This window comes from Paraburkholderia solitsugae (assembly GCF_013177695.1).
Lineage (GTDB): Bacteria > Pseudomonadota > Gammaproteobacteria > Burkholderiales > Burkholderiaceae > Paraburkholderia > Paraburkholderia solitsugae.
The window spans coordinates 18,503-42,304 of the sequence record NZ_WOEY01000083.1 but is presented as its reverse complement, the minus strand read 5'-3'; the positions used below and the strand labels follow the sequence as shown (position 1 = coordinate 42,304).

Annotated in this window: 22 protein-coding genes; 9 read left to right on the top strand and 13 right to left on the bottom strand. The window is 62.5% G+C overall.

Features of this window, described 5'->3' with window-relative positions:
• Positions 1–98: 98 nt before the first annotated feature.
• Positions 99–1,808, bottom strand: coding sequence for a putative bifunctional diguanylate cyclase/phosphodiesterase (locus GNZ12_RS20880; RefSeq protein WP_172313215.1), 1,710 nt, complete (start codon positions 1,806–1,808; stop codon positions 99–101).
• 420 nt (positions 1,809–2,228) lie between these two features.
• On the opposite strand from GNZ12_RS20880, the gene GNZ12_RS20875 reads away from it, so the two are divergent.
• A complete protein-coding gene (locus GNZ12_RS20875) occupies positions 2,229–3,149 on the top strand; it encodes a LysR family transcriptional regulator (RefSeq protein ID WP_172313213.1) in 921 nt (306 codons plus the stop codon).
• Positions 3,150–3,309: 160 nt separating this feature from the next.
• Here GNZ12_RS20875 and GNZ12_RS20870 read toward each other — a convergent pair whose 3' ends face one another.
• The 5 genes from GNZ12_RS20870 to GNZ12_RS20850 all read right to left on the bottom strand — a co-directional run bounded on the left by GNZ12_RS20870 (position 3,310) and on the right by GNZ12_RS20850 (position 7,038).
• Complete coding sequence (locus GNZ12_RS20870) at positions 3,310–4,494, bottom strand: NAD(P)/FAD-dependent oxidoreductase (RefSeq protein ID WP_172313210.1); 1,185 nt, start codon at positions 4,492–4,494, stop codon at positions 3,310–3,312.
• Positions 4,491–4,658 carry a rubredoxin gene (locus GNZ12_RS20865; RefSeq protein WP_074284961.1) on the bottom strand — a complete coding sequence of 56 codons (168 nt, stop codon included), beginning with the start codon at positions 4,656–4,658 and terminating at the stop codon, positions 4,491–4,493. Before GNZ12_RS20865 ends, GNZ12_RS20870 begins: the two co-directional genes overlap by 4 nt.
• A gap of 48 nt (positions 4,659–4,706) precedes the next feature.
• Positions 4,707–5,774: an aromatic ring-hydroxylating oxygenase subunit alpha gene (locus GNZ12_RS20860; protein ID WP_172313207.1), complete on the bottom strand. Its 1,068-nt coding sequence runs from the start codon at positions 5,772–5,774 to the stop codon at positions 4,707–4,709.
• 164 nt (positions 5,775–5,938) lie between these two features.
• Positions 5,939–6,439: a GAF domain-containing protein gene (locus tag GNZ12_RS20855; protein ID WP_172313205.1), complete on the bottom strand. Its 501-nt coding sequence runs from the start codon at positions 6,437–6,439 to the stop codon at positions 5,939–5,941.
• Positions 6,440–6,615: 176 nt separating this feature from the next.
• Positions 6,616–7,038, bottom strand: coding sequence for a TOBE domain-containing protein (locus GNZ12_RS20850; protein ID WP_172313202.1), 423 nt, complete (start codon positions 7,036–7,038; stop codon positions 6,616–6,618).
• A gap of 370 nt (positions 7,039–7,408) precedes the next feature.
• Here GNZ12_RS20850 and GNZ12_RS20845 point away from each other — a divergent pair, with 370 nt between their 5' ends.
• The 4 genes from GNZ12_RS20845 to GNZ12_RS20830 all read left to right on the top strand — a co-directional run bounded on the left by GNZ12_RS20845 (position 7,409) and on the right by GNZ12_RS20830 (position 11,567).
• On the top strand, positions 7,409–9,040 hold the full coding sequence (locus GNZ12_RS20845) for an SH3 domain-containing C40 family peptidase (protein ID WP_172313199.1): 1,632 nt from the start codon (positions 7,409–7,411) through the stop codon (positions 9,038–9,040).
• A gap of 284 nt (positions 9,041–9,324) precedes the next feature.
• Complete coding sequence (locus tag GNZ12_RS20840; RefSeq protein ID WP_172313196.1) at positions 9,325–9,801, top strand: VOC family protein; 477 nt, start codon at positions 9,325–9,327, stop codon at positions 9,799–9,801.
• Between the two features lie 32 nt (positions 9,802–9,833).
• Positions 9,834–10,307 (top strand): VOC family protein, encoded by a 474-nt coding sequence (locus GNZ12_RS20835; RefSeq protein WP_172313193.1) that lies wholly within the window; start codon positions 9,834–9,836, stop codon positions 10,305–10,307.
• Between the two features lie 51 nt (positions 10,308–10,358).
• Positions 10,359–11,567 carry an MFS transporter gene (locus GNZ12_RS20830; RefSeq protein WP_172313190.1) on the top strand — a complete coding sequence of 403 codons (1,209 nt, stop codon included), beginning with the start codon at positions 10,359–10,361 and terminating at the stop codon, positions 11,565–11,567.
• A gap of 59 nt (positions 11,568–11,626) precedes the next feature.
• Here GNZ12_RS20830 and GNZ12_RS20825 read toward each other — a convergent pair whose 3' ends face one another.
• The 5 genes from GNZ12_RS20825 to GNZ12_RS20805 form a co-directional block, all read right to left on the bottom strand.
• Positions 11,627–12,457, bottom strand: a complete 831-nt coding sequence (locus GNZ12_RS20825) for a transglutaminase-like domain-containing protein (protein WP_172313187.1) — start codon at positions 12,455–12,457, stop codon at positions 11,627–11,629.
• Between the two features lie 114 nt (positions 12,458–12,571).
• On the bottom strand, positions 12,572–13,471 hold the full coding sequence (locus tag GNZ12_RS20820) for a transglutaminase family protein (RefSeq protein WP_172313185.1): 900 nt from the start codon (positions 13,469–13,471) through the stop codon (positions 12,572–12,574).
• 346 nt (positions 13,472–13,817) lie between these two features.
• Complete coding sequence (locus GNZ12_RS20815; RefSeq protein WP_172313182.1) at positions 13,818–15,239, bottom strand: HdeD family acid-resistance protein; 1,422 nt, start codon at positions 15,237–15,239, stop codon at positions 13,818–13,820.
• A 169-nt stretch (positions 15,240–15,408) separates the two neighbouring features.
• Positions 15,409–15,759, bottom strand: a complete 351-nt coding sequence (locus tag GNZ12_RS20810) for a hypothetical protein (RefSeq protein WP_172313179.1) — start codon at positions 15,757–15,759, stop codon at positions 15,409–15,411.
• Between the two features lie 267 nt (positions 15,760–16,026).
• A complete protein-coding gene (locus GNZ12_RS20805; protein ID WP_172313177.1) occupies positions 16,027–16,950 on the bottom strand; it encodes a recombination-associated protein RdgC in 924 nt (307 codons plus the stop codon).
• A gap of 245 nt (positions 16,951–17,195) precedes the next feature.
• On the opposite strand from GNZ12_RS20805, the gene GNZ12_RS20800 reads away from it, so the two are divergent.
• Positions 17,196–17,516: a hypothetical protein gene (locus tag GNZ12_RS20800; protein WP_172313175.1), complete on the top strand. Its 321-nt coding sequence runs from the start codon at positions 17,196–17,198 to the stop codon at positions 17,514–17,516.
• A gap of 96 nt (positions 17,517–17,612) precedes the next feature.
• Here GNZ12_RS20800 and GNZ12_RS20795 read toward each other — a convergent pair whose 3' ends face one another.
• Entirely contained in the window at positions 17,613–18,458 is an 846-nt protein-coding gene (locus tag GNZ12_RS20795; protein WP_172313172.1) for a glycosyltransferase family 2 protein, read from the bottom strand.
• Between the two features lie 487 nt (positions 18,459–18,945).
• On the opposite strand from GNZ12_RS20795, the gene GNZ12_RS20790 reads away from it, so the two are divergent.
• On the top strand, positions 18,946–20,244 hold the full coding sequence (locus GNZ12_RS20790; RefSeq protein WP_172313169.1) for an O-antigen ligase family protein: 1,299 nt from the start codon (positions 18,946–18,948) through the stop codon (positions 20,242–20,244).
• A 40-nt stretch (positions 20,245–20,284) separates the two neighbouring features.
• Here GNZ12_RS20790 and GNZ12_RS20785 read toward each other — a convergent pair whose 3' ends face one another.
• Complete coding sequence (locus GNZ12_RS20785; protein ID WP_172313166.1) at positions 20,285–21,364, bottom strand: glycosyltransferase family 4 protein; 1,080 nt, start codon at positions 21,362–21,364, stop codon at positions 20,285–20,287.
• A gap of 348 nt (positions 21,365–21,712) precedes the next feature.
• Between GNZ12_RS20785 and GNZ12_RS20780 the strand changes: the two genes are divergently transcribed.
• Together GNZ12_RS20780 and GNZ12_RS20775 are read left to right on the top strand one after the other, a co-directional pair.
• Complete coding sequence (locus GNZ12_RS20780; protein ID WP_172313163.1) at positions 21,713–22,558, top strand: glycosyltransferase family 2 protein; 846 nt, start codon at positions 21,713–21,715, stop codon at positions 22,556–22,558.
• A 6-nt stretch (positions 22,559–22,564) separates the two neighbouring features.
• Complete coding sequence (locus GNZ12_RS20775) at positions 22,565–23,590, top strand: glycosyltransferase family 2 protein (protein ID WP_172313161.1); 1,026 nt, start codon at positions 22,565–22,567, stop codon at positions 23,588–23,590.
• Positions 23,591–23,802 lie beyond the last annotated feature (212 nt).

Sequence of the window (23,802 nt, the reverse complement as noted above, 5' to 3'; positions counted from 1 at the left end):
TGGGCGACACGCGTACCGCACGGGGTGCGACACGCTGCAGCGGCTGAAGGACTGAGATTTCTAGCCGGCAGCGGAGTGTGCCGACGTCAACCGGATCGTCAACCGGTGCCCAACGGCTTCAGCAAATTGTGCAACGCCGCGATGGTGATGGGCCGCGAGAACCAGAAGCCTTGCGCCTCGTCGCAGCCGAGCGCTTCCAATTGCGCGGCCTGTTCAGCTGTCTCTACGCCTTCGGCCGTCACCCGCAGCTTCAACGCATGCGCCATCGCAATAATGGCGCCGACGAGCGCCGCGCATTGCGGATCGGTACTCATGCGCATGATAAACGAGCGATCGATTTTCAGACGGTTCAGCGGAAACCGCGTGAGATAAGCGAGACTCGAATAGCCGGTGCCGAAGTCATCCACCGCGACTTCGACGCCCAATTCGCGCAACGCATGCAACGTCTGCAATGCCTGCTCGGTGTCACCGAGCAGCACGCCCTCGGTGATTTCCACTTCAAGGTACGAAGGGTCGAGCGCGGCATCTTTGAGCGCCCCACGGATCGTCTCGAACAGATTCTGCCGCTGGAACTGCTGCGGGGATACGTTCACCGCGACCCGTGGCAAAGTACCGGTGAGTCGCAGCAATTTACCGGCGTCGCGGCACGCGGTACGGATCACCCACTCGCCGATCTGCTCGATCAGACCCGCCTCTTCCGCGACCGGTACGAATTCGACGGGACTGATCAAACCACGCTGCGGATGATTCCAGCGCAGTAGCGTCTCCACTTGCGAGATGCGTCCATCGGCGAGCGTCACCTGCGGTTGATACACGAGATGCAATTGCTGACGTTCGAGCGCTTCGCGCAGCATCGCCTCCAGTTCGAAGCGGCGCGCCGCCTGGCCTTCGAGTGCGGTGGAAAAGCGCCGCACTGCATGGCCGCTCACCGCCGAAGCCGCTGACAGCGCCACGCCCGCGCGGCGCATCAGCGTTGGCGCATCGGCACCGTCGGCCGGATAGGCGACCATGCCGATACTCGCCGTGATGTTCAGCGCCGTGCCTGCGTAGTCGATCGATTCGGCGATGCGGCCCAGTGCCTCAGCAGCGAAAGCATCGGCCCCCGCGCCGGTTTCATTGATCAGCAGCGCGAATTGCGTGCCACCGATCGAGGCGATCGTACCGTCGTTGGGAAACAGACCACGCAGCCGCTCGCCGACAATCTGCAACACCAGTTCCGCCGCATGCAAACCGAGCGCGTCGCGCAGCTTGCGCAAACGATCGAGCTCGGCGACCAGCACGGTAAAGCCATGGCCGCTACGCTGACAGCGCGCGATCGTGAGTTCGAGTCGTTCGGTGAAAAGCGTCTGATTGGGCAGGCGGGTCACGCCGTCATGATGCGCGACGTACCACAAGCGCGCTTCGGATTGCGCGTAGCGCGTCATGTCGATGGCGATGCCGACATAGCGGGCAGGCCCTGTGGCAACACCGCCGGGATTCGCCGGCTCGGCGGCGAGCGGCGCCATCGCGAACACCACGCGAATCGGGGTGCTGTTGCGCCGCACGTAGGTCCATTCGCCTTCGTAGCGCGAGCTTATCGCCGACAGCGGCGGCAATTCGGCGCGTCGCCTCGCGAGTTCGGCCGGGTCGTGCAAGGATTCAAAGGTGCGCCGGCCGATCAATTCTTCGGCGGTAAAGCCGGTCAGCTTTTCGAAAGCGGCGTTGACGGAGTCGAAGGTGCCGTCGGCCCTGCAGATGAACATGCCGTATGGCGCCGCCACAAGCACGGCGTCGCGTGTGCGCGCTTCGGCGTAGGGGTGACTTTGCATCGCGCCGGCCTTTGAATTTTCTGAATATTGAAAGCGAGTAAGCGTTTTTCCCGACGCATTCGGCGCAACCGGCGAAGCCGGCAGAGTCGGTCCGCTCCGCCGGGTCACCGTGCGTATGATAGCGGCTTTCCTGCCGCACCCCACGCCACCGCGGCGCGCATTCCGCGTGGCAATCGTTTCACTCGGTGTATTCCCTGATTCCCGCGGTGAGGCGTCCGTCATCGCGCACATCATAAAGCGTTCGCTATTGCCGGGATACTCCACGCCTCATGACTCAGTGCGCACCGGTCTTCGACGCCTTCGCACAGGGCTTCGCCGGATTGACGAGCGTTATATCCATGGATATATTCCGCTCGCGATCCTTCCAAAAAAACTGCCGCCTCACTGCATGGATCCGCACGAAACAGGATCCCGCTTTTCATGTCCAAGGAAATCATCGATTCGCACCTTCTCAAGGTGCTGCACACGCTGCTGACCGAATCGAGCGTGTCGCGCACGGCAACGTTGCTCGGACAATCGCAGCCAACCGTCAGCGTGGCGCTGCGCAAACTGCGCGACATGACCGGCGATCCGCTGCTGGTGCGCAGCGGCAGCCGAATGGTTCTCACCGCGCATGCACTCACGCTGATCGACCCCGCGGCGCAAGCGCTGAACAATATCGCGGCCATTCTGCACCCCACGACGTCGTTCAACCCGGCCACCACCAGCCAGACCTTTCGCATCGGTTCGCCGGACTATCTCGATGCGTTCTTCGTCCCCGCCGTAGTCGATGCGTTTCATCGCGAGGCGCCCGGCGCGAAGCTCGAGTTCAGGCATCTGATGATGGTGGACGGCGGTTACGAGCATGGTCTGGAAAGCGGCTTTCTCGATCTGGTGATCGGCAACTGGCGCACGCCACCGGAGCATCTGCATTTGCAGCCGCTGTGCAAGGACGAACTGGTGTGCCTGATGCGCAACGGCCATCCGATCAAACCGGGGCGCCTTAGCAAGCCCGTCTACGAAGAAGCGGAACACCTGGCGGTGATGACCTACAACACGACGTCGTGGGGCACGGTCGATGTCGAACTCGCCCGCAACGGCCTGTCGCGCACCGTGACCACGACGCTGCCCTACTTCGGCATGGCGCCCTACGTTCTAGCGCGATCCAATCTGCTGTTCACCACCACCCGCGCGCTCGCCACGCACTACACCAAGCTGCTGCCACTGCGTATCGAGCCGATCCCCGGCGAGCCGCAGGCGCTCACCTACTATCAACTCTGGCACGACCGCACGCATCGCAGCGTCGCCGCGATCTGGCTGCGCAGGCTGATCGCCAACGTCGCCAAAGATCTGGTTTCCTAAGCGTTCACTACTGGCACGCACCTCCTTCGAGCAGATAAAAAAGCGCCGTAAGCAGAGCTTGCGGCGCGAATGCGATCATCGGATGTGTTCGAGGTGACAGGCCCCTTAAAACACCGAGCGATCACAAAGTGAGGTCGGTCAGACGGAAGATTGTTGTGGGTTAGCTAGTGGCCCCCTCTGTCATGGCCTTGATCAACGCGGCTTTGCCCTCGATCGCCGCGCCGAGCAGTGCGAAGCCCAACGGGCGCTCACTGATAGCTTGCCGGCACACAGCGCGCGCAGCGTGTTTCGCCGCATCGCCAGCAGTTTCGATCGACCATGCGCCCTCGCCCTCGGGTGTCACGACGACCGCAGGACTCGCGGGCGTCTTCACGGTAATCGGCATCACCGGAAAGGCGACGCGCGTCGGCTGCCCGGCCAGGGTGCGCGCGAGCGCCCGCGCGGCATGCATGATCGGCAAGACATACGGCTGGACTTTGCCGTCGATCGCGGCACAGTCGCCGAGTGCGTAAATATCCGGTGCACTCGTGCGGCACCACGCATCGGTTCGAATGCCCTGGTCGATTTCAAGACCCGCAGCCGCGGCAAGCGCCGTACGCGGCGCAAGGCCGACCGCCGATACGACCAGATCCGCGTCGATCGGCTCGCCTTCGGCGAACGTCAGCCGGTAACCGTTCGACAAGCGGTCGATACGATTCACACTGCGGCCAGGGTGAAAGCGGATGCCGCCATCGTCAAGCGCGCGAGCGAAAATCTCGCCCACGTCTCGCGGGAGCAAGCGAGCCAGCGGCGTCGAAGCCGGGTCGATCAGACTGACCGCATAACCGGCAGCCGCGAGATCGTTGGCGAACTCGCAGCCGATCAGACCCGCGCCGAGAATCGCCACTGAGCGGCAACGCGTGAGCGCCAACCTGAAGCGCGCGTAATCGCCGAGATCGTTGATCGACATCACGTCGCCCGCGCCATCACCCTCCACCTTCAGGCGGCGTGGGTCCGCGCCCGTGGCCAGCACCAGCTTGCTATAGCCCAGCAACACGTTGTCGACGACGAGCGTATGCTCCGCCGGCAAAATGCGCTCGACGTGCTGATGCACGCGAATCCACGCGCCCAATTGTGCCGCCATCGCTATGGCGTCAAAACTTGCCAACGTCTGCGGCTCCTTCTTCATCGCCAGTGCATTCGACAACATCGGCTTCGAATAAAAGCTGCCGTCGTCGCGGCTGATCATGACGATCGGCACCGTGCTATCGAGCTTGCGCAATTCGCGCGCAACCGTATAGCCCGCCATGCCAGTGCCGACGATCACCACCGGTTGTCCCTTGTCCTCATGCTGAGCGGCTGTCATGCAATCACCTGCATATCAAAGTCGTGTTTGCCGGTCGCGCAGTCCGGGCACAGCCAGTCGTCCGGCACGTCTTCCCAGCGCGTGCCCGGCGCAATACCCGCTTCCGGCAGACCCAGTGCTTCGTCATAGCGAAAGCCGCAAATCACGCATTCCCATACTTTCATGACTTCTCTCCCGAATCTCGCATCACGCTTCTCGAATCGCACCGCAAACTAGCGCACATAGGCCTGGCCGAGACCGATCTCAGCCAACGCTCGCCTATAGGCACCCGAGGAACGGTCGGCGAGAATCGGCGCTTCCGCCGCGCGGTCGATCGGCAAATCTTCCGGGCGCTGCTGTTCGACGATCGCGCGATCTTCTTCGAACACCTGACGGTTGAACGCGTAGACGTCCTCGAGCGGCAAATCCTTGTCGAAGTTGCGTACGATCGGCACGAACAGACGTGTCTTACGCGCGGACACCGGGCTCGCGGCATTCAGGATCGACAGGCGGCCGTTTTCGGGAAAGTGCACGGTCAGGCGTGCGAAGAACGGCACATCCACTTCGAAGAAGCGGCGCCACAGATAACCTTCAGGCGCGCGATGCTGCATCGACTTCGGGAAATTGCTGACCGTGCTCACGTACTCCGCGTGCATGCCACCTTCGCGCCGCTCGACCGAATACTGCGGTACCACCGGGTTATGCCGGTCGGCAAAACTGTCGTGGTGAATCCACGCGAAATGCGCGACGTCGATGAAGCCTTCGGTCTGACGTCCCGCCGAAGCGTTGATGTCGATCGAGGGCGGCAGGATCTGCTGGAAGTCGGGATCGTCCCAGCCGGGGAACGCGGGCAACGCTTCAGTGCCGCCGCCCAGCGAGACCCACATGAGGCCATAGGCTTCCTGCGTCGCATACGTGACGAGATGCAGGCGATCAGGAATCGGGCCGTCCGTCTGCGACGGAATGTGTTTGCACTTGCCGTCGCTACCGTACGCGAGGCCGTGATATGGGCACACGATGTTGCCGTTGTCGACCCATCCCTGGCTGAGCGGCGCGCCGCGATGCGGACAGATATCGCGCGCGCTCACCAGTTGACCGTTCGAGCGGAACACGACCAACGGTTCGTCGAGCAGCGTCACGCTGATGGGTTTGTCGGTCACGTCGGCGGCGAACGCCACCGGATGCCAGTAGCGGCTGAGAATCTCCCAGTCGTGGCTATCGAAGGTGCAATTGCGGGGTAAAGCGGGGGAACGTTGGAATGTCAGCGGCGCAGTGGTGGCTGTAACGGTGGCGGAACTCATGCATGTCTCCAAAACCTGGTGGGGGTTCGTCGCGCTGTCTTGAGCGCGTGGAGAGAACGATAGCGGGATGAGGTCCGCCGACCCATCCCCTGAAGTGCATCTAGTCTATGTACGAAAAAGCATAGGCTGGCGCCGCACCGCTGAATCGACGCTGCTTGAAACGCCTACGAGGCGCGCGGCAGCGCGGCTTCGATAAACACCGCGCACAGCGCTTCCATGCCCCTCGCGTCTTCTTCGTCGAAACGCGCAACGACCGGGCTATCCACATCCCACACGCCGATCAGCGTACCGTCCGGTGCGACGAGCGGCACGACGATTTCCGATTGCGACGCCGAATCGCAGGCGATATGACCGGGGAATTCATGCACGTCGCGCACCACCTGCGTCTGACGGGTAAGTGCTGCCGTGCCGCACACGCCCTTGCCGAGCGCGATGCGCACGCAGGCCGGCTTGCCCTGGAAGGGTCCGACCACCAGTTCGCGGCCGTCGTGGAAGTAGAAGCCGGCCCAGTTCAGATCGCTCAGCGAATGGAACACGAACGCGGAGAAATTCGCGGCGTTGGCGATCCAGTCGGGTTCGCCGGCGAGCAGCGCGCGCGCCTGGGCGGCCAGTTCTTCGTATTGCGCGGCTTTGGGGAGATGCGAGGCTGAGGAGACTTCGAACATGACGGCGTCCGTAATGAAAGCGGAAAGAGAAACAGCGAGGCGTGCAGTGTAAATCAAGCCGCCGTTTCCTTCACGGCACGCCCTGCTGCGCATGCCACCCTCTTTCCGCCCGAGCACGTACGGCCCGATGGCTTTATCCAGACCTTAAGCCTGTGGACAACGCCATGCGTCGATCGTTATTCGACGCCGATGATCACGCTCGATGCCTTGAAGATCGCCATCGCCGCTTTGCCGCTCGCGAGGCCGAGGCGGTCGACGCTTTCGTTGGTAATGATCGCGGCGATCTGCGCGCCGCCCGCGCTGATGGTCACTTCCGAATTCACTGCGCCCTTGGTCACGGCCGACACCGTACCGGCGATGCAGTTGCGTGCCGACACCTGGCTCTTGGCCACGTCGACCATCACGATCACCGAGGACGCCTTGACCAGCGCGAATGCCTTCTTGCCGGCAGCGAGGCCGAGCGACGTTGCGCTGCCATGCGTAATGATCGCGACGATCTCGAGACCGTCTTGGGTGCGCAACGTGACTTCGTCGTTCACGGCGCCATGTTTGACTTCGGTGATTTCGCCTGTGAATTGATTGCGTGCGCTGGTTTGCATGTTGTTCTCCTGGTTGTAGCGCCTCGTGAAAGACGATTCGAGGCGGTGTGTGGAGTGTAACGAAGCGCCCGGCCTGTCTGGCCGCTTGTGCGTGAAGTGCGGTATGGCACAGCCGCTATTGACGATTCGAACTCCAATGAAAACACATAAGCGTTGTGTAAATACACTCATAACGCTGTGAAGGCACAGCGCGAGCAATTGGCTTCATGCTCCAGCCATGTCGTGAAAAATGGCGCCCATGTCCGCGAGGCGCCTGCACGCCTGAGAAAGCCCCGTTCGCTCGTTCCGCCTGGGTGCAGCAGGCATTCACCACCCTGCCTGTCGCGCGACACCGTATCATCGTGCCCTTGGATCCTCACCGTCGAACTCCATGCCTGTCGCCGTCCTGCCCGCCATCGCTACACGCCTCGCCGCCCGATTGCCGCACGCCCGCCGTGCCGGTGCGCTATGCGCCGCCCTCGCAGCGGCCGCTACCCTCGTCGCCTGCAGCAATCCGTCACCGGCACGCGATGTCCACGCGAGCGTCGACACGGTCGCACTGTTCCCGATCGCCAATTACGACCAGAACGTCGACCACTGGATCGAACCGGACAGCCCTGGCTACGACCAGCCGTTCCTGAGCCCCGCCGATCAGCAGGCGCACTTCAGCGCCCTCTACGCGCGCTATTTCGGCACCGGCACAACCGCACCGTCGCCATGGAATTCCACTTACGTGGCGATGCGCGTCTATCGCCAGCAAGGCGCGGATATTGTCGCGCTGCAGCAGCGCCGCATCGACAAGTTCGACAACACCGGCAAGAGCGGCACGGCGCTCGGTTACGGCGAGAATTTCCGGCCACACGACAAGGCATGGATCGACGCCATCGCTCAAAACATGGACGTCGATCAGTTCACGCAGGAGGCCGTCTACAAGCCCGAACGCCGCGCGATCGCCACCAGCAACCTGATGGTGCGCGAACTGCCGACCATGGACCCGTCGTTCTACAACCACCACCTAGCCGGCGAAGGCTATCCGTTCGACAACCTGCAGATTTCAGCCGTACGCCCTGGCACACCGCTGTATGTGCTGGGCAGTAGCGCCGACGGCGCGTGGCGCTACGTGCAGACGCCCGACGTGCAAGGCTGGGTGCGCAGCAACGGCGTTGGCCTGACCGACGACACCTTCGTCGACACGTGGCGCGCCGCCACCGCAAAGTCGCTGGGTGCGGTCACGGTGGCCTCGGCGCCGGTGCGCGACAGCCGCGGCGTGTTCCGCTTCGACGCGCCCGCCGGCACGCTGCTGCCGCTCGCCCCAGACGACGCCAAGCGGCCCGCAACACCGGCCAATCAAACAGCGAGCGAAGCTGCCAACGCCCCCGCCTCGCGCAAACTCTTCGTCCCGGCCCGCGATGTGGACGGCCACGCGATCATCCGCAGCGCCCAATTGAGCGATGCGCAGATCACCCCGATGCCGCTCGCCGCCACCCCGCGGCATCTGGCGATGCTGATGAAAACGCTGATCGGGCGGCCGTACGGCTGGGGCAATAGCGGCCTCTACAACGACTGTTCGTCCGAACTGCAAAGCATCTTCGCGACGTTCGGCGTGTGGCTGCCGCGCCATTCGTCGACGCAGATGAGCGCGGGACGCATGATCGATCTGTCCGCGTCGACGCCGGCGCAACGGCTCGACTACCTCGCTCAGCATGGCGAACCGTTTCGCACGCTAATCTACATTGGCGGCCATGTGATGCTGTACATCGGCAACACGACCCGCAACGGCAGCGCGGTGCCGGTGGTCTACCAGGACGTGTGGGGCTTACGCCCGGCCGACAATAGCCGGCGCGCGGTGATCGGCGGCTCCGTGATCCTGCCGCTGTTCGAACACATCCCGGAAGACGCGACGTTGCAATCGCTCGCGGCGACCCCGACGTTCCAGATCAGCATCCTTGGCGCGCCGGGCGGTGGCGCGGCGACGCCTTCGACGCCCGCCGCTCCGCCGGACGACGACAATCCGGCCGGTTGACATACCGTCGGAAGAAGACAACCCGGCCGGTTGATCCTGCGTGGCGAGCACGCGCCGCACGGCCGCGCCTACGACCACACGTCATACGACCACGCCTACGCTCGCGCCTGCGACCACGGCTGCGAGGTCACGCCTGCGTCGACGCCCGCGCCGCACGGGCGTGCTTAAAAATATTTTTCCCGGAGTGTCGATTCAAAGGGGATGTACTCGTCGTAACGTTGAAGACCTGGCTCACGCGGTCGGTCTTTCACCTCACGAACCTGTTACTTCAAGGAGTCGCCGTCATGTCCAGCCCCGCTGTCAAACCGATCCCGGACGGGATGCACTCGCTGACCCCCTATCTGATTTGCGCTAACGCCGCGGACGCCATCGCGTTCTACGCCAAGGCCTTCAACGCTGTCGAGCAGTTTCGTATGCCCGGCCCCGGTGGCAAGGTGATGCACGCCTGCCTGAAGATCGGCGACTCCATGCTGATGCTGACCGACGAATGGCCCGATCACAACGCGCTCGGCCCGAACACGCTGAAAGGCACGCCGGTCACGATTCACCACTATGTGGAAGATGTCGACGCCAGTTTCAAGCAGGCCGTCGAGGCCGGCGCGACCGTTGCCATGCCGGTTGCCGACATGTTCTGGGGCGACCGCTACGGGCAGTTGAAGGACCCGTTCGGCCACAGCTGGTCGCTCGCCACGCACAAGCGCGACCTGAGCCCGGAACAGATCCAGCAAGCCATGCAAGGTATGGAGTGCGGCCCGCAATAAGCCGCGCACGCCATTCAGCACGAGGAGGTCGTATGCAAAGGATTTCGCCATGCCTGTGGTTCGACGGTAACGCGGAAGAAGCCGCCCGCTTCTACACGTCGGTGTTCCCCGATTCGCGCATCACCACCACGATGCACTACACGGATGCCGGCCCCGGGAAGAAGGGAGACGTGCTGTTCGTCACCTTCGAGCTGGAAGGTCAGGAGTTCGCGGCCTTGAACGGCGGCCCGCAATACAGCTTCACGCCGGCTATTTCGCTGTTCGTGCACTGCTCGTCGCAACAGGAGGTTGACGGCTATTGGGCGAAGCTCCTGGACGGCGGCGCGCCGATGCAATGCGGCTGGCTTCAGGACAAGTTCGGCGTGTCGTGGCAGATCGTGCCGGACGCCCTTCCCCAGATGCTGCGCGATCCGGATGCCGCGAAAGCGAGCCGTGTGATGCAAGCCATGATGAAAATGGTCAAGCTCGATATCGCATTGCTCGAACAGGCTTATCGGGGCGGCTGACGCAATCTTTGATAGGATCGGTCTCGACCCATAAACGGCGAGACATGAACGGTGCGCGCCAACCATCAGGCTTTCTTCTGCTCGCTGTTTGTCGCGCGTCTCGCCGATCAGGTGCTGCTGTTCCTCGTGCCGCTCGTCGTGTTTCAGACGACACACCAGGTGTCGTGGTCGGGTCTTGCGTTCTTTATCGAAACGCTGCCGCGCTACCTGGTCTTTCCCTTCTTTGGCGCATTGTGCGACCGCATCTCGCCGCTCAAGCTGATGCGGGTGAGTCAGACCGTGCGGGCGGCGGTGTGCTTCGGCGGCGTGCTGGCTTATGTGCTGTTCGGCGGCATCGGCTGGCTGATCGCGCTGTCGGCATTGTGCGGTGTGCTCACGAGCCAGGGGCTGGTCGCACGCGAAGTGATGCTGCCGCAAATTTTCAGCACGCAGCAGTTCCAGCGTGTGCTCGCCTACTCGCAGTTGGCGGACCAGTTGGGCTTCGTACTCGGCCCGATGCTGGCCGCGCTGATGCTCGGCTTGTGGCGCTGGGAATGGGTGGTCGGCGCAACCGGCGCGCTGTTTCTGCTTGCCGATGCGTCGCTGCTGCTATGGCAACGCACCAGCGGGTTCCGCGCCGGTGATCCACCGCCCGTTGCAGCGGGTCACTGGGCGATGCCCATGCGCATCGCGTTGCGCCATGTACTCGTTCTACCCGGCCTGAAAAAAGTCGTGCTGCTCGCCGCCGCCGAAAATCTGGTGATCGGCGTGACTCTCGCGACGTCAGCCGCGATGGTCACGGGCTTTCACGCGCAATCGAGCCGCTACTACGCCGGCCTGCAGACTGGCGGCGCTGTGGCCACAGTGCTGATCCTGTTGACGATCGCGCGTAACGTCTGGCCTACACAGACACTCGGCCGGGTCGCGTTCGTCTCAATCTGTGCGGGTGGCGTGATCGCCGGGGTGAGTTCGGCGCCTTGGGGCTATACGCTCGGCTTTCTGCTGATTGTCGGCTTCGACAAGATGTTCAATGTCTACATTCGCAGCGCACGGCAGAAAATCATTCCGCCCGAGGACTATGGCAAGACGACCGGCGTGGTGATTCTGTTGAACAACATGACGCAACCGCTCGCCGGTCTGCTGGTCGGCGTGTTTTCGGCACGGGCACAAACCGGCTGGCTGATCGTGATTCTCTCGATGGCGATGGGCTGCATCGGCGCGGCGGTATCGATCGGCTCGGTGCTGCTGCGGCGCAAGCGCGCGCTGGCGCTTGGGGAATGACGTCGCGCGCCGCGCCTGAAGACCGTGACAGTGCGTGCCCGCATGTCGGACTGGGAGCTTCAGGTTCTTTCAGTGGCAGAAGAAACCTGAATTTCCTCGCACACCACATCGAACTTCAGCAGTGTCGTAGGCCCAAACGCATTGCTGATCGCGACATCCGCAGCATCTCTCCCTCGCGCCATCAAAACCCGCCCCGTACGGGGCACATTATTCCGCGGATCGAAGGTCTGCCAGCACCCGCCAACATACGCCTCGAACCACGCCGCAAAATCCATGGTCGCATAAGGCGGTGGCGTGCCGACATCGCTGATATAACCCGTGCAATACCGCGCCGGTATATTCATCGCCCGGCACAGCGTCACGGCCAGATGCGCGAAATCCCGGCATACGCCCTTCCTTTCCTGCCACGCCTGCCAGGCGGTCTTGGTCGGCCGCGCGAAATCGTAGCCAAACACAATGTGGTTGTGCACGTAGTTGCAAATCGCATCCACCCGCCCGCGACCGAGCGGCATCTTGCCGAACGTCTGCCACGCAAATTCGGATAGCAAATCCGTTTCGCAATAACGACTGCCCAGCAGAAATACCAGCGAATCATCAGGCAACGCCTCCACGGCATGCTGCTCGGTAAACGGCGGCCGCCTCTCCGGCTCAGACGACACCTCGAGCACCGCACTCGTCGACAATGCAAACCGTCCCTGCGGCGCCACGACACGGCTGCATAGGTTGCCAAAGCCATCGCGATACTGCCTGATCGGCACCGGCGGATCGACCGCCAGCAAATCTCCACTCAACACGTCCGTCGCGTGCGAAAAGTGCGTGTTCAACATCAACATCATCGGCGTCGGTTGCACGCACTCATAGACCAGCTCGTAGCCAACGCGCAATTTCATCACGACACCCTCTTCCAGTTGAAACGTTCAATTGATGCGCCCGGCGAACAACCTGAGTTGACGCTCCCAGCTAACACGTTCGATGGGTACCCGCCCATTCACCCGGCTCGCCCCTCACTCGCCCTCGGTCACACTCACATCGACCTGCAAACCGCGAAACGAATGCGGCGCGCCATGCCATGTGCCCCACAACGGCAACGCCTGGTAGTAGTTCCACGCCACCGCCACCCGAATCAGATGGCGATTGCCGACTATGCTATTGGTCGGATCGAAATCGACCCAGCCGGCGCCCGGTAAATAGATCTGCAACCATGCATGCGTCGCACCGCCGCCTTGCGTGGCGTCGTGCTCGGGCACGAACAGGTAACCGCTGACAAAGCGCGCCGCGAGGCCAAGCGAGCGCACGGCGTCCATCATCAGCACCGCGAAATCGCGGCAACTGCCGCTGCGGTTGCGCAAGGTGTCGCCAGGACGGTTCACGCCCTTCTCCGTGCGGCGCACATAGAAAAACGTGCTTTTTATTTCAAGCGTCATCGCGCGCAGTAGCGCCATCGTGCCGCCTGTGCCGTTCTTGCCGCGCGCACCGCTACCGCCCTGCACAGGAATGAAGCGGCGCGCCCACTCGTCCACGTCGCTGTCCGGATACTGTCGGCTGCGCGCGTTCACGAGATCGGAGGCTTCCTCGTTGGTGTACGCGAACGGCCAGTTCACCGCGTACGGTTCGAGCGCGTAATCGGGCATGGGCGTTTCGAAGTGTTCAAGCGTCGCTTCGCTGTCGAAGCGCAATTCGCTCGCCTTACCCGCGAAACTCGCGACCGCCACCGAGTTGTCGAACACGTCGTGCAGCCAGTGCAGTCGCGACGGCGTCGGCGTAATCACCAGCCGGTTCGTGACGAGGCGCAAGTCGTGGCTGGCGCGCGGGCGGAACATCATCCTGTGCTCGCCGAACCGCACGGGTTCCGAGTAACGGTAGACGCTGACGTGACGCACCGTGAAACGTTGTGGCTCAATCATCTGACAGGCCGATGGATGCAACTGGGTTCGTCCTGAGCATCACGTTCACGCTGGTAAAACTGCTGCCGCAGCAGGCGCTCAGCGCCCGGCACGGCTTGATCCTGAATGAGCCACAGCCATAATTTGGCGTGGTGGGGTGCTGTCATCGATAAGTTTTCGATTTCAGCATACACCCGCCAAATTGGTTGAATTCACTCATTTGGCGGAAGCGCCGCTGCGTGCGGAAGTTATCAACAGAATCTGTTCGCAAATCTGTGCATAACTATCCGGCAAGATCGGCAAGCTCTTGATACGTCTGCTGTTTTTACCGCAACGTCGAAGTTGGGCAACCGCGGCGCCTAGCCCATCAATCACGCACCGCGTCAGCAACATGCTCGCGCGCGGCTTCCTGTGAGGCCGGCGCACTGCGCGCTTCCTCACGCCATTGCTGCCGCGAATGCACCATTCTGCGCACGGCGAGGCGCGCCATCTTCACCCAGCCCGACGGACGCGGGTCGGCAAGCATGCTGAGCGCGCGCGCATAGTCGAGCGTGAGGCCGGGGGTCCACGCCATCGTCGCGGCGCGCTTGCGAAGTTGTGCTGCCACCCACAATTCCGGCGTCGTAATCACGCGCAAAAATGGCCGCCAGCCGCCGAGGTTGCCCCATACGCGCGCCGACGCGCCTTCGATCGCCGCTTCCAGCGCGCGCGATACGGTGCTCGAACAATTGCGGTGCGTCAGGTTGTAGGTCGTGTCCTGACGATAGGTGTCCCAGAAACGGCGCAGGCGCGCCGGATCGTAATTGCGAATGCGCACCTGAACCGTCGACGGACACCATGCTTTCGATTCGGTCGGGTAATCGGGCTGGAATACACCGGGGACGTCGTTCTCGCGCGTCGCGCGCAGCAGCCGCGCAAAATCGTCGGGCGAACGATCGATCTCGACGCCCGGATACAAGCTGACGTAGATGCCCTCAGGCGATTCGAGCGCGGCATGTCCGGTCGAAATCACACCGTTACGATCCACCGCCGCGATGTAGCGATCGACGATCAACTGTCGCCGCGCCTCGCCCTTGGACGAGCCCACCGGCGTCCACACATGGACAGTCAACGCGTCTTCATCGGCGGTGGGCGGGCCGTCCCATTCGACCGCGCTCAACCGGCCGGGAGCGACCGCACTCGCGGCAGAGTTGGCTGCATCGGCGCTGGCATCATCGGAAGCCACCGCGGGATTCGACGCGAGACGCCGCACGCGCATACTCAGCAAAATCATGTTCCAGCCGGCGAACATCAAGCCGAGGCCGAGGCAGTACGGCACGGTGCCCACATAGTGCGTCGGATACGGCTGATAGAAGAAAATCGCCAGCGCGATTTCAACGCCCCCGCCGATCATCGCGAGCCGCCACGTGCGATAACGGACGACCTTCGCGGAGACGATCTGGAGCAGACCATCGGCCAGAAAGAGCGTGCCGAAGATCATCGACAGAATGAAGTTGCCGTGATGATGGCCGGCGAGAATCAGCGCCGCCGCAAAGCAGAATGCGAAGCCCTTCACATAGCGCAGCGTGCGTTGCCCGCCCATGCCGGTCCAGGCGACCGCCAGCGTGGCGAGCCCTTCGAGCAGCAGCAATAATGCAAACGGCGTAATCGGGAAATAGAGCGCGCTATCGAGCGCGTCGATGAACACCACCACGCCGAGCACCAGGCTCACCCAGCCGATCAACTGCAACGAACGCCAGCGCGTGCGCAGATAATCGACACCTAGCAGGATCATAACCAGTCGAACCATCGCGAGCTCTCCGTGATTGATGTGCCTTTCTGATCGCAATCTTAACCAAATTCACGGTACCGGCGTAGCACGGTCCGGTGTAGCGGCGATCGATGCGTAACGCCGCTTTCACGCCGCGCCACTTCGCGTATGCATGGCGCATCGACGCCACGCGGTCGCGGCGAGATCCTCAGACGTACTTGTGACGCTCATGCCGATGCGCCTTCGACGGACGGGCGCCGCGCTTGCCCGCGCTCGCGCCTGCATGCGACTCATCGTGCGGCATGACGCGCGGGGCGGCATAAGGACCCTTCTGCGACACGGCGGGGCTTTGCAGGGTGGCCGCGCTTTGCGGTGCGGCCGGTGAATGTTGTACAGCGGGCAATGGCCCCGTCGCGGCATCGATCACCTTCTGCAATTCATCCTGCGCGTAAGGAGGCAGCGGCGCAGGCGGATACGTCGCGTCGGCAGCCATGGCAGTGGAAGTGGCGAAGGCGGCGCAAGCAAGGCCGAGGGCGAGCATCAAGTGAGCGATTTTCATGTCGAGTCCTGGTCAGGATGACGCGGCTCGCATGATGGGAAGCGTGGCGCGCGTCGATGGATCGGAAGGTTCCTGACGGCTTGCACCGTCAGCACAAGCAGTGTGACGGCCGGGACATGAAGGGTAAATTTTATTAAGCCGGATTCAGATATGCATAATCTGGCTTAACAAGTGCCGGCGCGATGCAGTCTCAACGCGCCGGCCCGCAACGGATAAATGCAGCTCAGGCGAACTTCACTCAGGCCAACGTAGCTCGGAAAACGTCACTCAGGCAGCCGAGGCTTGCGGCATTTCCACGCCCTGCTCGCCGCCCAGCGCGTCGAGCAGATCGCACAGCATGCGATCGAGTTCGGCGGTCATCAGCGTGACGTCGGAATCGAAGCGCTCGTCGTCGTTCTGCGCAGTGGGGTCGCTCGCTTCCTTGAGGACGTCGAGCGGCGCGATGCGCTTGATTATCAACGAAGGCGTCAGCACGAACGACACGCGATCGTTCCACGTCATTGCGAGCCGCATGCATTGCTTGCCGGCTTCGATATGACGGCGCATATCTTCGGCGTCCAAAGTATGTCCGACGTAGCGCACTGTCGCGTTGCCTTCCGTCGGCGAACGCAATTCGGTGTCCTGGTCGAGCGTGAAGCCAGCGGGACCTTCGCCGGAAAGCAGCCATTCGGTCATCGCCGCAACCGGTGATTGCGTGACGCGCACGGTGCCGAGCGGCAGTTGATCGATCGACTTCACCAGCAGACCGCGCACTTCGTCGGCGACCGCTTGCGAGCCCGCATCGATCACGAGCCAGCCATTTTTGATGTCGATCCACACACGCGTGTCGCGGCGGATGCTGAAGGCGCGCGGCAGCAGTTCGTCGGTCACCTGCTCCTTGAGTTCGCGCATCTGTTTGCGGCCGGGTTTGAAGCCCTGTTGCTCTTCAAGTTCGAGCGCGCGTGCCTTGGTCACTTGCGTGACGACCGAAGCCGGCAGCAGTTTCTTTTCGGCGCGAAACACCAGCAGCATCTGGCCATTGAGCGAATACACCAGCGAATCGTTGTCGCGCGGCGACGCCCAGCCGTGGCTTTGCATCTCGACGCTATTGCCCGGCGCGAACGCGTGCGGCGCGAGCCATTTCTCCATTTGTTCAGGGGTGACGGACCACGGAGCGGGAAGACGGTGCAGCTGAAGGTTTTTGAACCACATGGGCGGGGTCTTGTACGGGCAAAGCGCGTCATTCTATATGACGGCGAAGATGACGCGGTCGAGCGCACACCCGCACGCTCTGCACCGACGCGAAACCACCGCAAGGTCGCGGCGGCCCGCTGCACGCGTCGAAGGGATTGCGCGCGGCGGTGCCCGTAGTGGTTTGCCGCATCAGTCTTAGGGCGCGCTTTACGTTCAAATCACCTAGACTTTTTGACAAGCGCGCGACATAGACGGAGGCGGCCATGGCCGATGAAACCGCACCCTGGCAGATGGTGGAGTACGAGGGATTCGAAATTCACGTGGCACCCTTCCTGAAAAACCCGCCCGACGCGACGAAGCCGTCAGCCGTGCCTGACAACCGCTATACGTACGTCGGTTACGTGTGTCATCCGGGCGCGGATCCGACCCTTCCCGGGCATGCGGTGCCGTTCCATGCGGACGGCGAAGAAAGCTTCGCCGGCGTGGAAGAAGCGCTCTACGAAGGGGTGCATGTGGGGCGCAGCATCGTCGACGGCACGCACCCGGATTTGACGGTTCTGCCACTGGTGACGGGCGGCGTGTAACGCGCGCTTCAGCTCGGCTCGCGCAAGGCCACCGCCGGATTTCCGCCGCTACACGCTGGCAAGGACAGCGCAGATGCGCACGCAAGCACGCCTGCTTCAGCTGAACGCACGCTTGATACGCGACTTGAGCAGCGCGCGCCGCAAGCGACCAGTCCGCTCGGGGTCGCTGACCGCCTGAGCGCCTTCCACCGCCGTGCCACGCCGCAGAAAATAACGGTCGAAGGTGGCTTGCGTCATGCCCCACTTGTTCAGGAACTGGCGGCGCCCGTCGTTCTTGACGACCTTGCCGGTGCTCTTCTGCTGGAAGTGATAAACCAGACTGTCGCCAACGCCAAGAAACACCCGGCAACCGGCGTCCCACAGCTTCATCGAGAAGTCGTTGTCGCTGCTCATGCCAGGGCTCAACTCGCTGCTATAGCCGCCAACCTTGTGCCACCAGTCGCGATGCACGAGCGTCGGCGGCCACGTAGCACCACGCCAGTCGGCGCGCACGAGTGTCGGCGTGGCGGCCACCAGGTCGTCGGCGCGGAAATTCTCCACGTCGCGGCCGAAGTTCTGCACGACGACGCACGGATTGCCGGAGTCGACCGGTTCGATCATCGTGCCGGACAGCATGAACAGATTGTCCGCCGGCATCTGCGCGAGACGCCTGACGAGCGCGTCGTCCCAGCCGGGGCAGCAGTACATGTCGTCGTTCATGTAGACGATGTAGTCCTGCGTGGCGCGCGCCGCCGCGATATTGACCGCGTGACAGATGCCGATGTTGCCGGGCGATGCGGTGTGTTCGATACCCTCGTCGCGCACCCAGGCCAGAGTGCCGTCCGAGCCGTCGTTCACGTGCACGATGATCTGATGCGCATGCGTGGAATGACGCCGCAGGCTCTCGATCACGAGTTGCAGGTAAGGCAGATTGTTCCAGGTCGGGATGATGATTGAGAACATCGATTCGGTCCGTTGGGCTTGCCGTCGGCGCAAGCGCGGTTCAGCTCCGCATTGGCAATCCGGCGTGGTGCAGTGCAATGTAATTTAAATGGCCGCCGTCCCGGCGACGTCGTTCGGAGGCGGCGTCGGAGAATCGCTGGCGGCGTGAGTGCCTACAGGCGCCGTGGGAACCTAACACCGCACAGGTGGCCCAAATAGCGTCGCCTATCAGTTTCGCCGGGGATTGTACCGCCGCCGCCCGCTCACACGACAAATGCCACGGCTCAATCGCCATGGCGGCCGTCTTTGGGCAGATCTTTGGGTGCAAGGTGACACCGATTGCCGCCCTCCACCAAAGAGCGACCTACCCTGTGCTTCGACAAGCATTTTGCAAGGGGACGCACGGTTATAATCGCGATCGCTCTACCGTCTTAAAAAAATGCACCCAAGGGTCCGGCCATAGCAACTCCACCACCGGAACGGTAGTGTTCTTACATATTGTTGCCTTATGATTTTTGCTCCCAGTCTGGTCTGGCTCAGCACAGCCTTGCTGTTTTTCGCGCCCGCGGTCAACCTCGTGTGGCGCGGCGGCACGGGCTACTGCTTTTTCGCGATTCTCGCGTTGGCGCTCGGCGCCGCCGTGGCCAACCGGCGCATGCCAGGCTATTTCTCCGGCCTGCGCACCTACCGCTGGTTCACCATCGGCATGCTGGCTTTCGTCGTAGCAATCGCCGTCCAGCAAGCCCTGTTCGGTTATTGGCTGCCGCGTCAGTTCGACGCGTTGTCGCGCTTCGTGCTTGCCCTGCCGGTCTTCCTGCTGCTGCGGCAATTGCCGTCCCGGCATTTGCGCGTAATCGGTTGGGGGTGTGCCGCCGGCGCGCTGGCGGTGGGCATCTGGGCACTCGTCGATCAACCGGCCGGCGGCTGGACGGACGCGAATCGTCTGAATAATTCATATACGAATGCGATTCCGTTCGGCGACACCGCGTTGCTGCTCGGCTTTCTGTCAGTCTTCACGTTGGGCTGGGACAAGCCGCGTGACTGGCGCGTGCTAGGGCTTCGACTGCTGGCGCTGGTGGGCGGCGGCTACGCGTCGTATCTGTCGGGCAGCCGCGGCGGCTGGCTGGCCGTGCCGGTGTTCGTCGTGCTTCTCGGCATGCAGTATCAGTGGTACGCGCACAAGAAGCGCCTCCTGATAGCGACGCTGGCGATCGTGATTGGCGCGGGAGCGCTGCTGTCGACCGAGCGCATTCAGAAGCGCCTCGGTGAAGTGACGAACGACGTTTCGATGATGCATCAGGGCGAAGACTATACGTCGGTTGGCCTGCGCTTACAGTTGTGGAATGCGTCGCGGCTGATCTTTACGCACCATCCGGTGTACGGCGTCGGCAAGGGGCATCTGGTGGACGAACTGGGCCTGCTGGCCAAGCGTGGCGAAGTGAAGGCCGAGATCGTCAACGAGCGCGCTCATAGCGACTTTTTCTCGACCCTCGCCGAGATGGGCGCAATCGGCGTGATCTGCCTATTGCTGTTCTACTATGGCATCTCGGTGTACTTCTGGCGTCACAGGCTGTCGAACGATCCGGCGATTCGCGCGGCGTCTTATGCGGGCCTGGCGGTCGCCACCAGCACGGTGATTTTCGGACTGACCATCGACGTCCTCGTGCCGATCATGGTCACGGTGCTGCTCGCGCTGCTGGTCGCTACGTTTTTAGCGGTGATCGATGCGCGCAAGCGCGAATTGGCTACGGCGCAACCGGCAGGATCGCGCGCCGCCCGCCAAACCGCTACCGACGTCAAGGCCTGAATTCGAGCACGGCGTAAGATCCGCGCGCGGCGCGGCAGGTTCAACGTGTAAACAGCTCATAGAGCGCGGCGACATGAGCATCGACGCTCGGGTCGTAGACCAGGTTGCGCAGCGGTTCGGCGATGCGCGCGTTGCCGCTCTGCACACGCTCCACCGCTGCCTCAATGGCACGCTCGAAGCTTCCCGCCGACTGCCGCGAAAACGCGATCTTCGCAGCGCCGGTGACAGTCTCCGCCGATCCGACGTTGTCGGCGATCACCAGCGGCGTGCCGCACATCACCGACTCGACACCCACCAGACCGAACGGCTCGTACGCCGAGGCCACCACGGTGAAATCGGCTGCGGCGAACAATTTTTCGATTTCTTTGCAGTACCCCACATAGCGAATCGTCTCGCTGGTTTTCGGCACGGGGCGGCCAGCCACCACCAGGCAGACCGGCAACGTGGTCTGCTCAAAAAACGCTTCCAGCAAGGGGTAACCTTTGCGTTCGTGACTGGTCGACGAAAACACGAAGATCACGCGGTCTTCGGGCAGATCGAACTGACGGCGCGCCGCCGCTCGTTCAACATCGTTCAGCGGATGGAAGCGCGTTGTGTCGACCGGCGGATAGAGCACGTCGATACGGTCGACCGGCACGCCGTAAAACCGTTGCAACTCGCGGCTCATCAACTGCGAATGCGCGACGATCGAACGCGCCTCTGAATAGACGCGCCGCTCCAGGTCGATCTGCCATTCGTCGCTACGGCGCGCGGCGCGGCCGGCGGCCTCGAGCGAACCCGGATGCGTGCCGCCGCACAACGCGACATCGGCATGCGTGGAGTGATTGATCGAGAAGACACACGCCGGACGGTGCCGTTTCAGCCGTTGCTTGAGACGCCAGTCGAACGCCAGATTGCGAAGCTTGCGCGGCGCCCAGCGAACGTTGAGCGGCTGAGCGTCGATCCATGCCGCCTCTGGCAGCGAGCGGTCGATCTCGCGGGCGAACAGCGTCGGACGCAGCCCCATCCGATGCAAGCCGGCGATCACATCACGCGTGTAGCGTTCGGCGCCGCCGCTGTTTTTCAGCGCCTGGGCGGTCAGGGCGATATCGGTGACAGGGCGCCGGGTCGGGTCGGACAAGGATCGGTTCTCTGTGAGGCGCCCGCGCGGCGGAGGACCGTGCGGCCTGGTTTTCGGGACAGCGGCAATTGTAAAGGATGGGCGTGGGGGCACTACATGACGCCGCCCTCCCGTCACCGATTAGAATCTAGCCGAACCGCACACCCTCCTATTCCAGGACCTGTCGGTTGCCACAGAGCGTGAAAACTGTGCCAGGCAAGTGAAAAATTGCTGCCACAGAGAGTGAAAGGATCCGGCCGTTCCTAAAAGACCAAGCGTCTGAAAACAAGCGTCTGACAGGAATGGGCTAAAATTTCTCAGCCTTTCGCAAGCGGTTAGAAAGCGGCAAATATCCATTAAAACCCGGCCATGTCGAAAGTCTCCATCGTTGTGCCCTGCTTCAATCAGGAAGAATTCATCGCAGACGCTCTCGAAACTGTCTTGCGCCAGTCCTATAGCGACTGGGAATGCATCATCGTGAATGACGGGTCGACTGACGGCTCTGAGGCCATCATCGACCAGTACGCAAAGAAAGAGCCCAGGTTCATCTCCCTTAACAAGGAAAACGGCGGAGTCGCGGCAGCACGAAACTTCGGCTTCGCGCAAGCAAAAGGCACGCTTTTCGTGCCGCTCGATGGCGACGACATGCTGCACCCTGACTTTCTGCAACGCGCCGTCGGGTGCTTCACCGCTCATCCGGATACCGATCTTGTCCACACAAAGGCGAAGCGCTTTGGCGAAAACCGCAAGGTGTGGCGTTTGCCTGAATACAGCTATGAAAAGCTGCTTTGGCAAAACATGATCGTCAATACGACCATGTATCGGCGCGAAGCGTTTCTGCTCGCTGGCGGGTATTCGCCGGAAATGGTCTACGGCTTTGAGGACTGGGAATTCTACGTGCGCCTCCTGAGCCCGCGATCCAAGGTCCGCTTTATCGATGCCCCGCTGTACCTCTATCGCATCAAGAAAAGTTCACGATCAACCGAACTGGTTCAATTGGGCAAGGTCGAGGAGTCGCATCGCCTCATCTACGAGCGCAACCGTCCGCTCTATGAGCAGTACACCGCGAACCCGATCAGTGTTTTCGGAAAACGCATGAAAGACTTCGCACCCTCTTACACGGCGCGCTACAAGCGACAGATCCGCTATGTTCACGCGGCGTACTGGGCCGTGATTGCGGGCCTGCTTGGGGTCGGCATTCTGCTCGTACGGTAGTCAGACATGACCGATAACCCGTCGACAAACCTTGCCTCCACAGCGTCGGACACCCACCGCCCGCTGGTATCGATCCTGCTGATCGCCTACAACCAGGAAAAGCAGATCGCCGACGCAGTGCGTAGCGCGCTCGCACAAACCTATGCGCCGCTCGAAATCATCATCTCGGACGACGCCTCCAGCGACGCCACGTTCGCCGCGATCGAAGCCGCGATCGCCGGCTACAACGGGCCGCACAAGGTGATCGCGCGTCGCAATGTGGTCAATCAGGGCATCAGCGCGCATCTGTCGCAAATCGCGCAAATGGCTCAGGGGGAGTTGCTGTTCATTGCCGCGGGCGACGACATGTCCGCGCCGAACCGCTGTGAGCGGGTGGTCGACTTCTGGCTCGCGCGCGATCGCCGGCCCGACCTGATCGCAACCGACCTCGCGGACATGGACGAAGCCGGCCATGTTCACGAACGGATGACACCAACCGAACTCGACACCTATCGCAGTTTCGACGACTGGCTCGCCGGCCGCCCGTGGCTCATCGGCGCCGCGCACACATGGTCGCGGCGGCTGTTCGAGCGCTTCGGACCCATGCTGCCGGGCGCCGCCGCGGAAGATCAGATCATGGTGCTGCGCGCAATCCTGTCAGGCGGGGCCGCGAGTCTGCGCGAGCCATTGGTGCACTACCGGCGCGGTGGACTGTCGCGCAAACGCCGCTACGGATCGGTGGATGAGTTGATTGCGCGCATGCGCCAAAGCAATCGCTACGGGCTGGCGGAACTCGCGCAGTTGCAGCGCGACGCCGAGATCGCCGGTGTGGGCGAACACATGCGCGCGGCGATGGTGCCCAAGCTCGAACGCGAACAATTCATTCACGCGATGTTCGAAGCCGGCGGCCTCGGGGAACGTATCGGGCTGCTCGCACGCAGTCCCAAAGTGAAGCTCGGATTGCGCATCCGCATGTTTCTGTACGCGACATGTCCGGCAGTCTACGCGCCGGGAATCTGGCTCAAGCGAATCGTGCGGAAAAACGGCCGCTGAAGCAGGCACTGGTCAGGGAGCGGACACCAGGCGCGCGGGAGATGCCGGGATTGTCGGCCGGCAGCAGATGGTGGGCGCCTGTCGTGGCGCTGACCGGCCAGTTGTGTCGACATGCGCGAAATTTGGCCAGACCCGGCCGGTTTCGGGCACATTGAGCCGAATCGGTTCCGATCAGCTCGAATCAAGGCCGGATCAAACTGAATTCGGGCAAA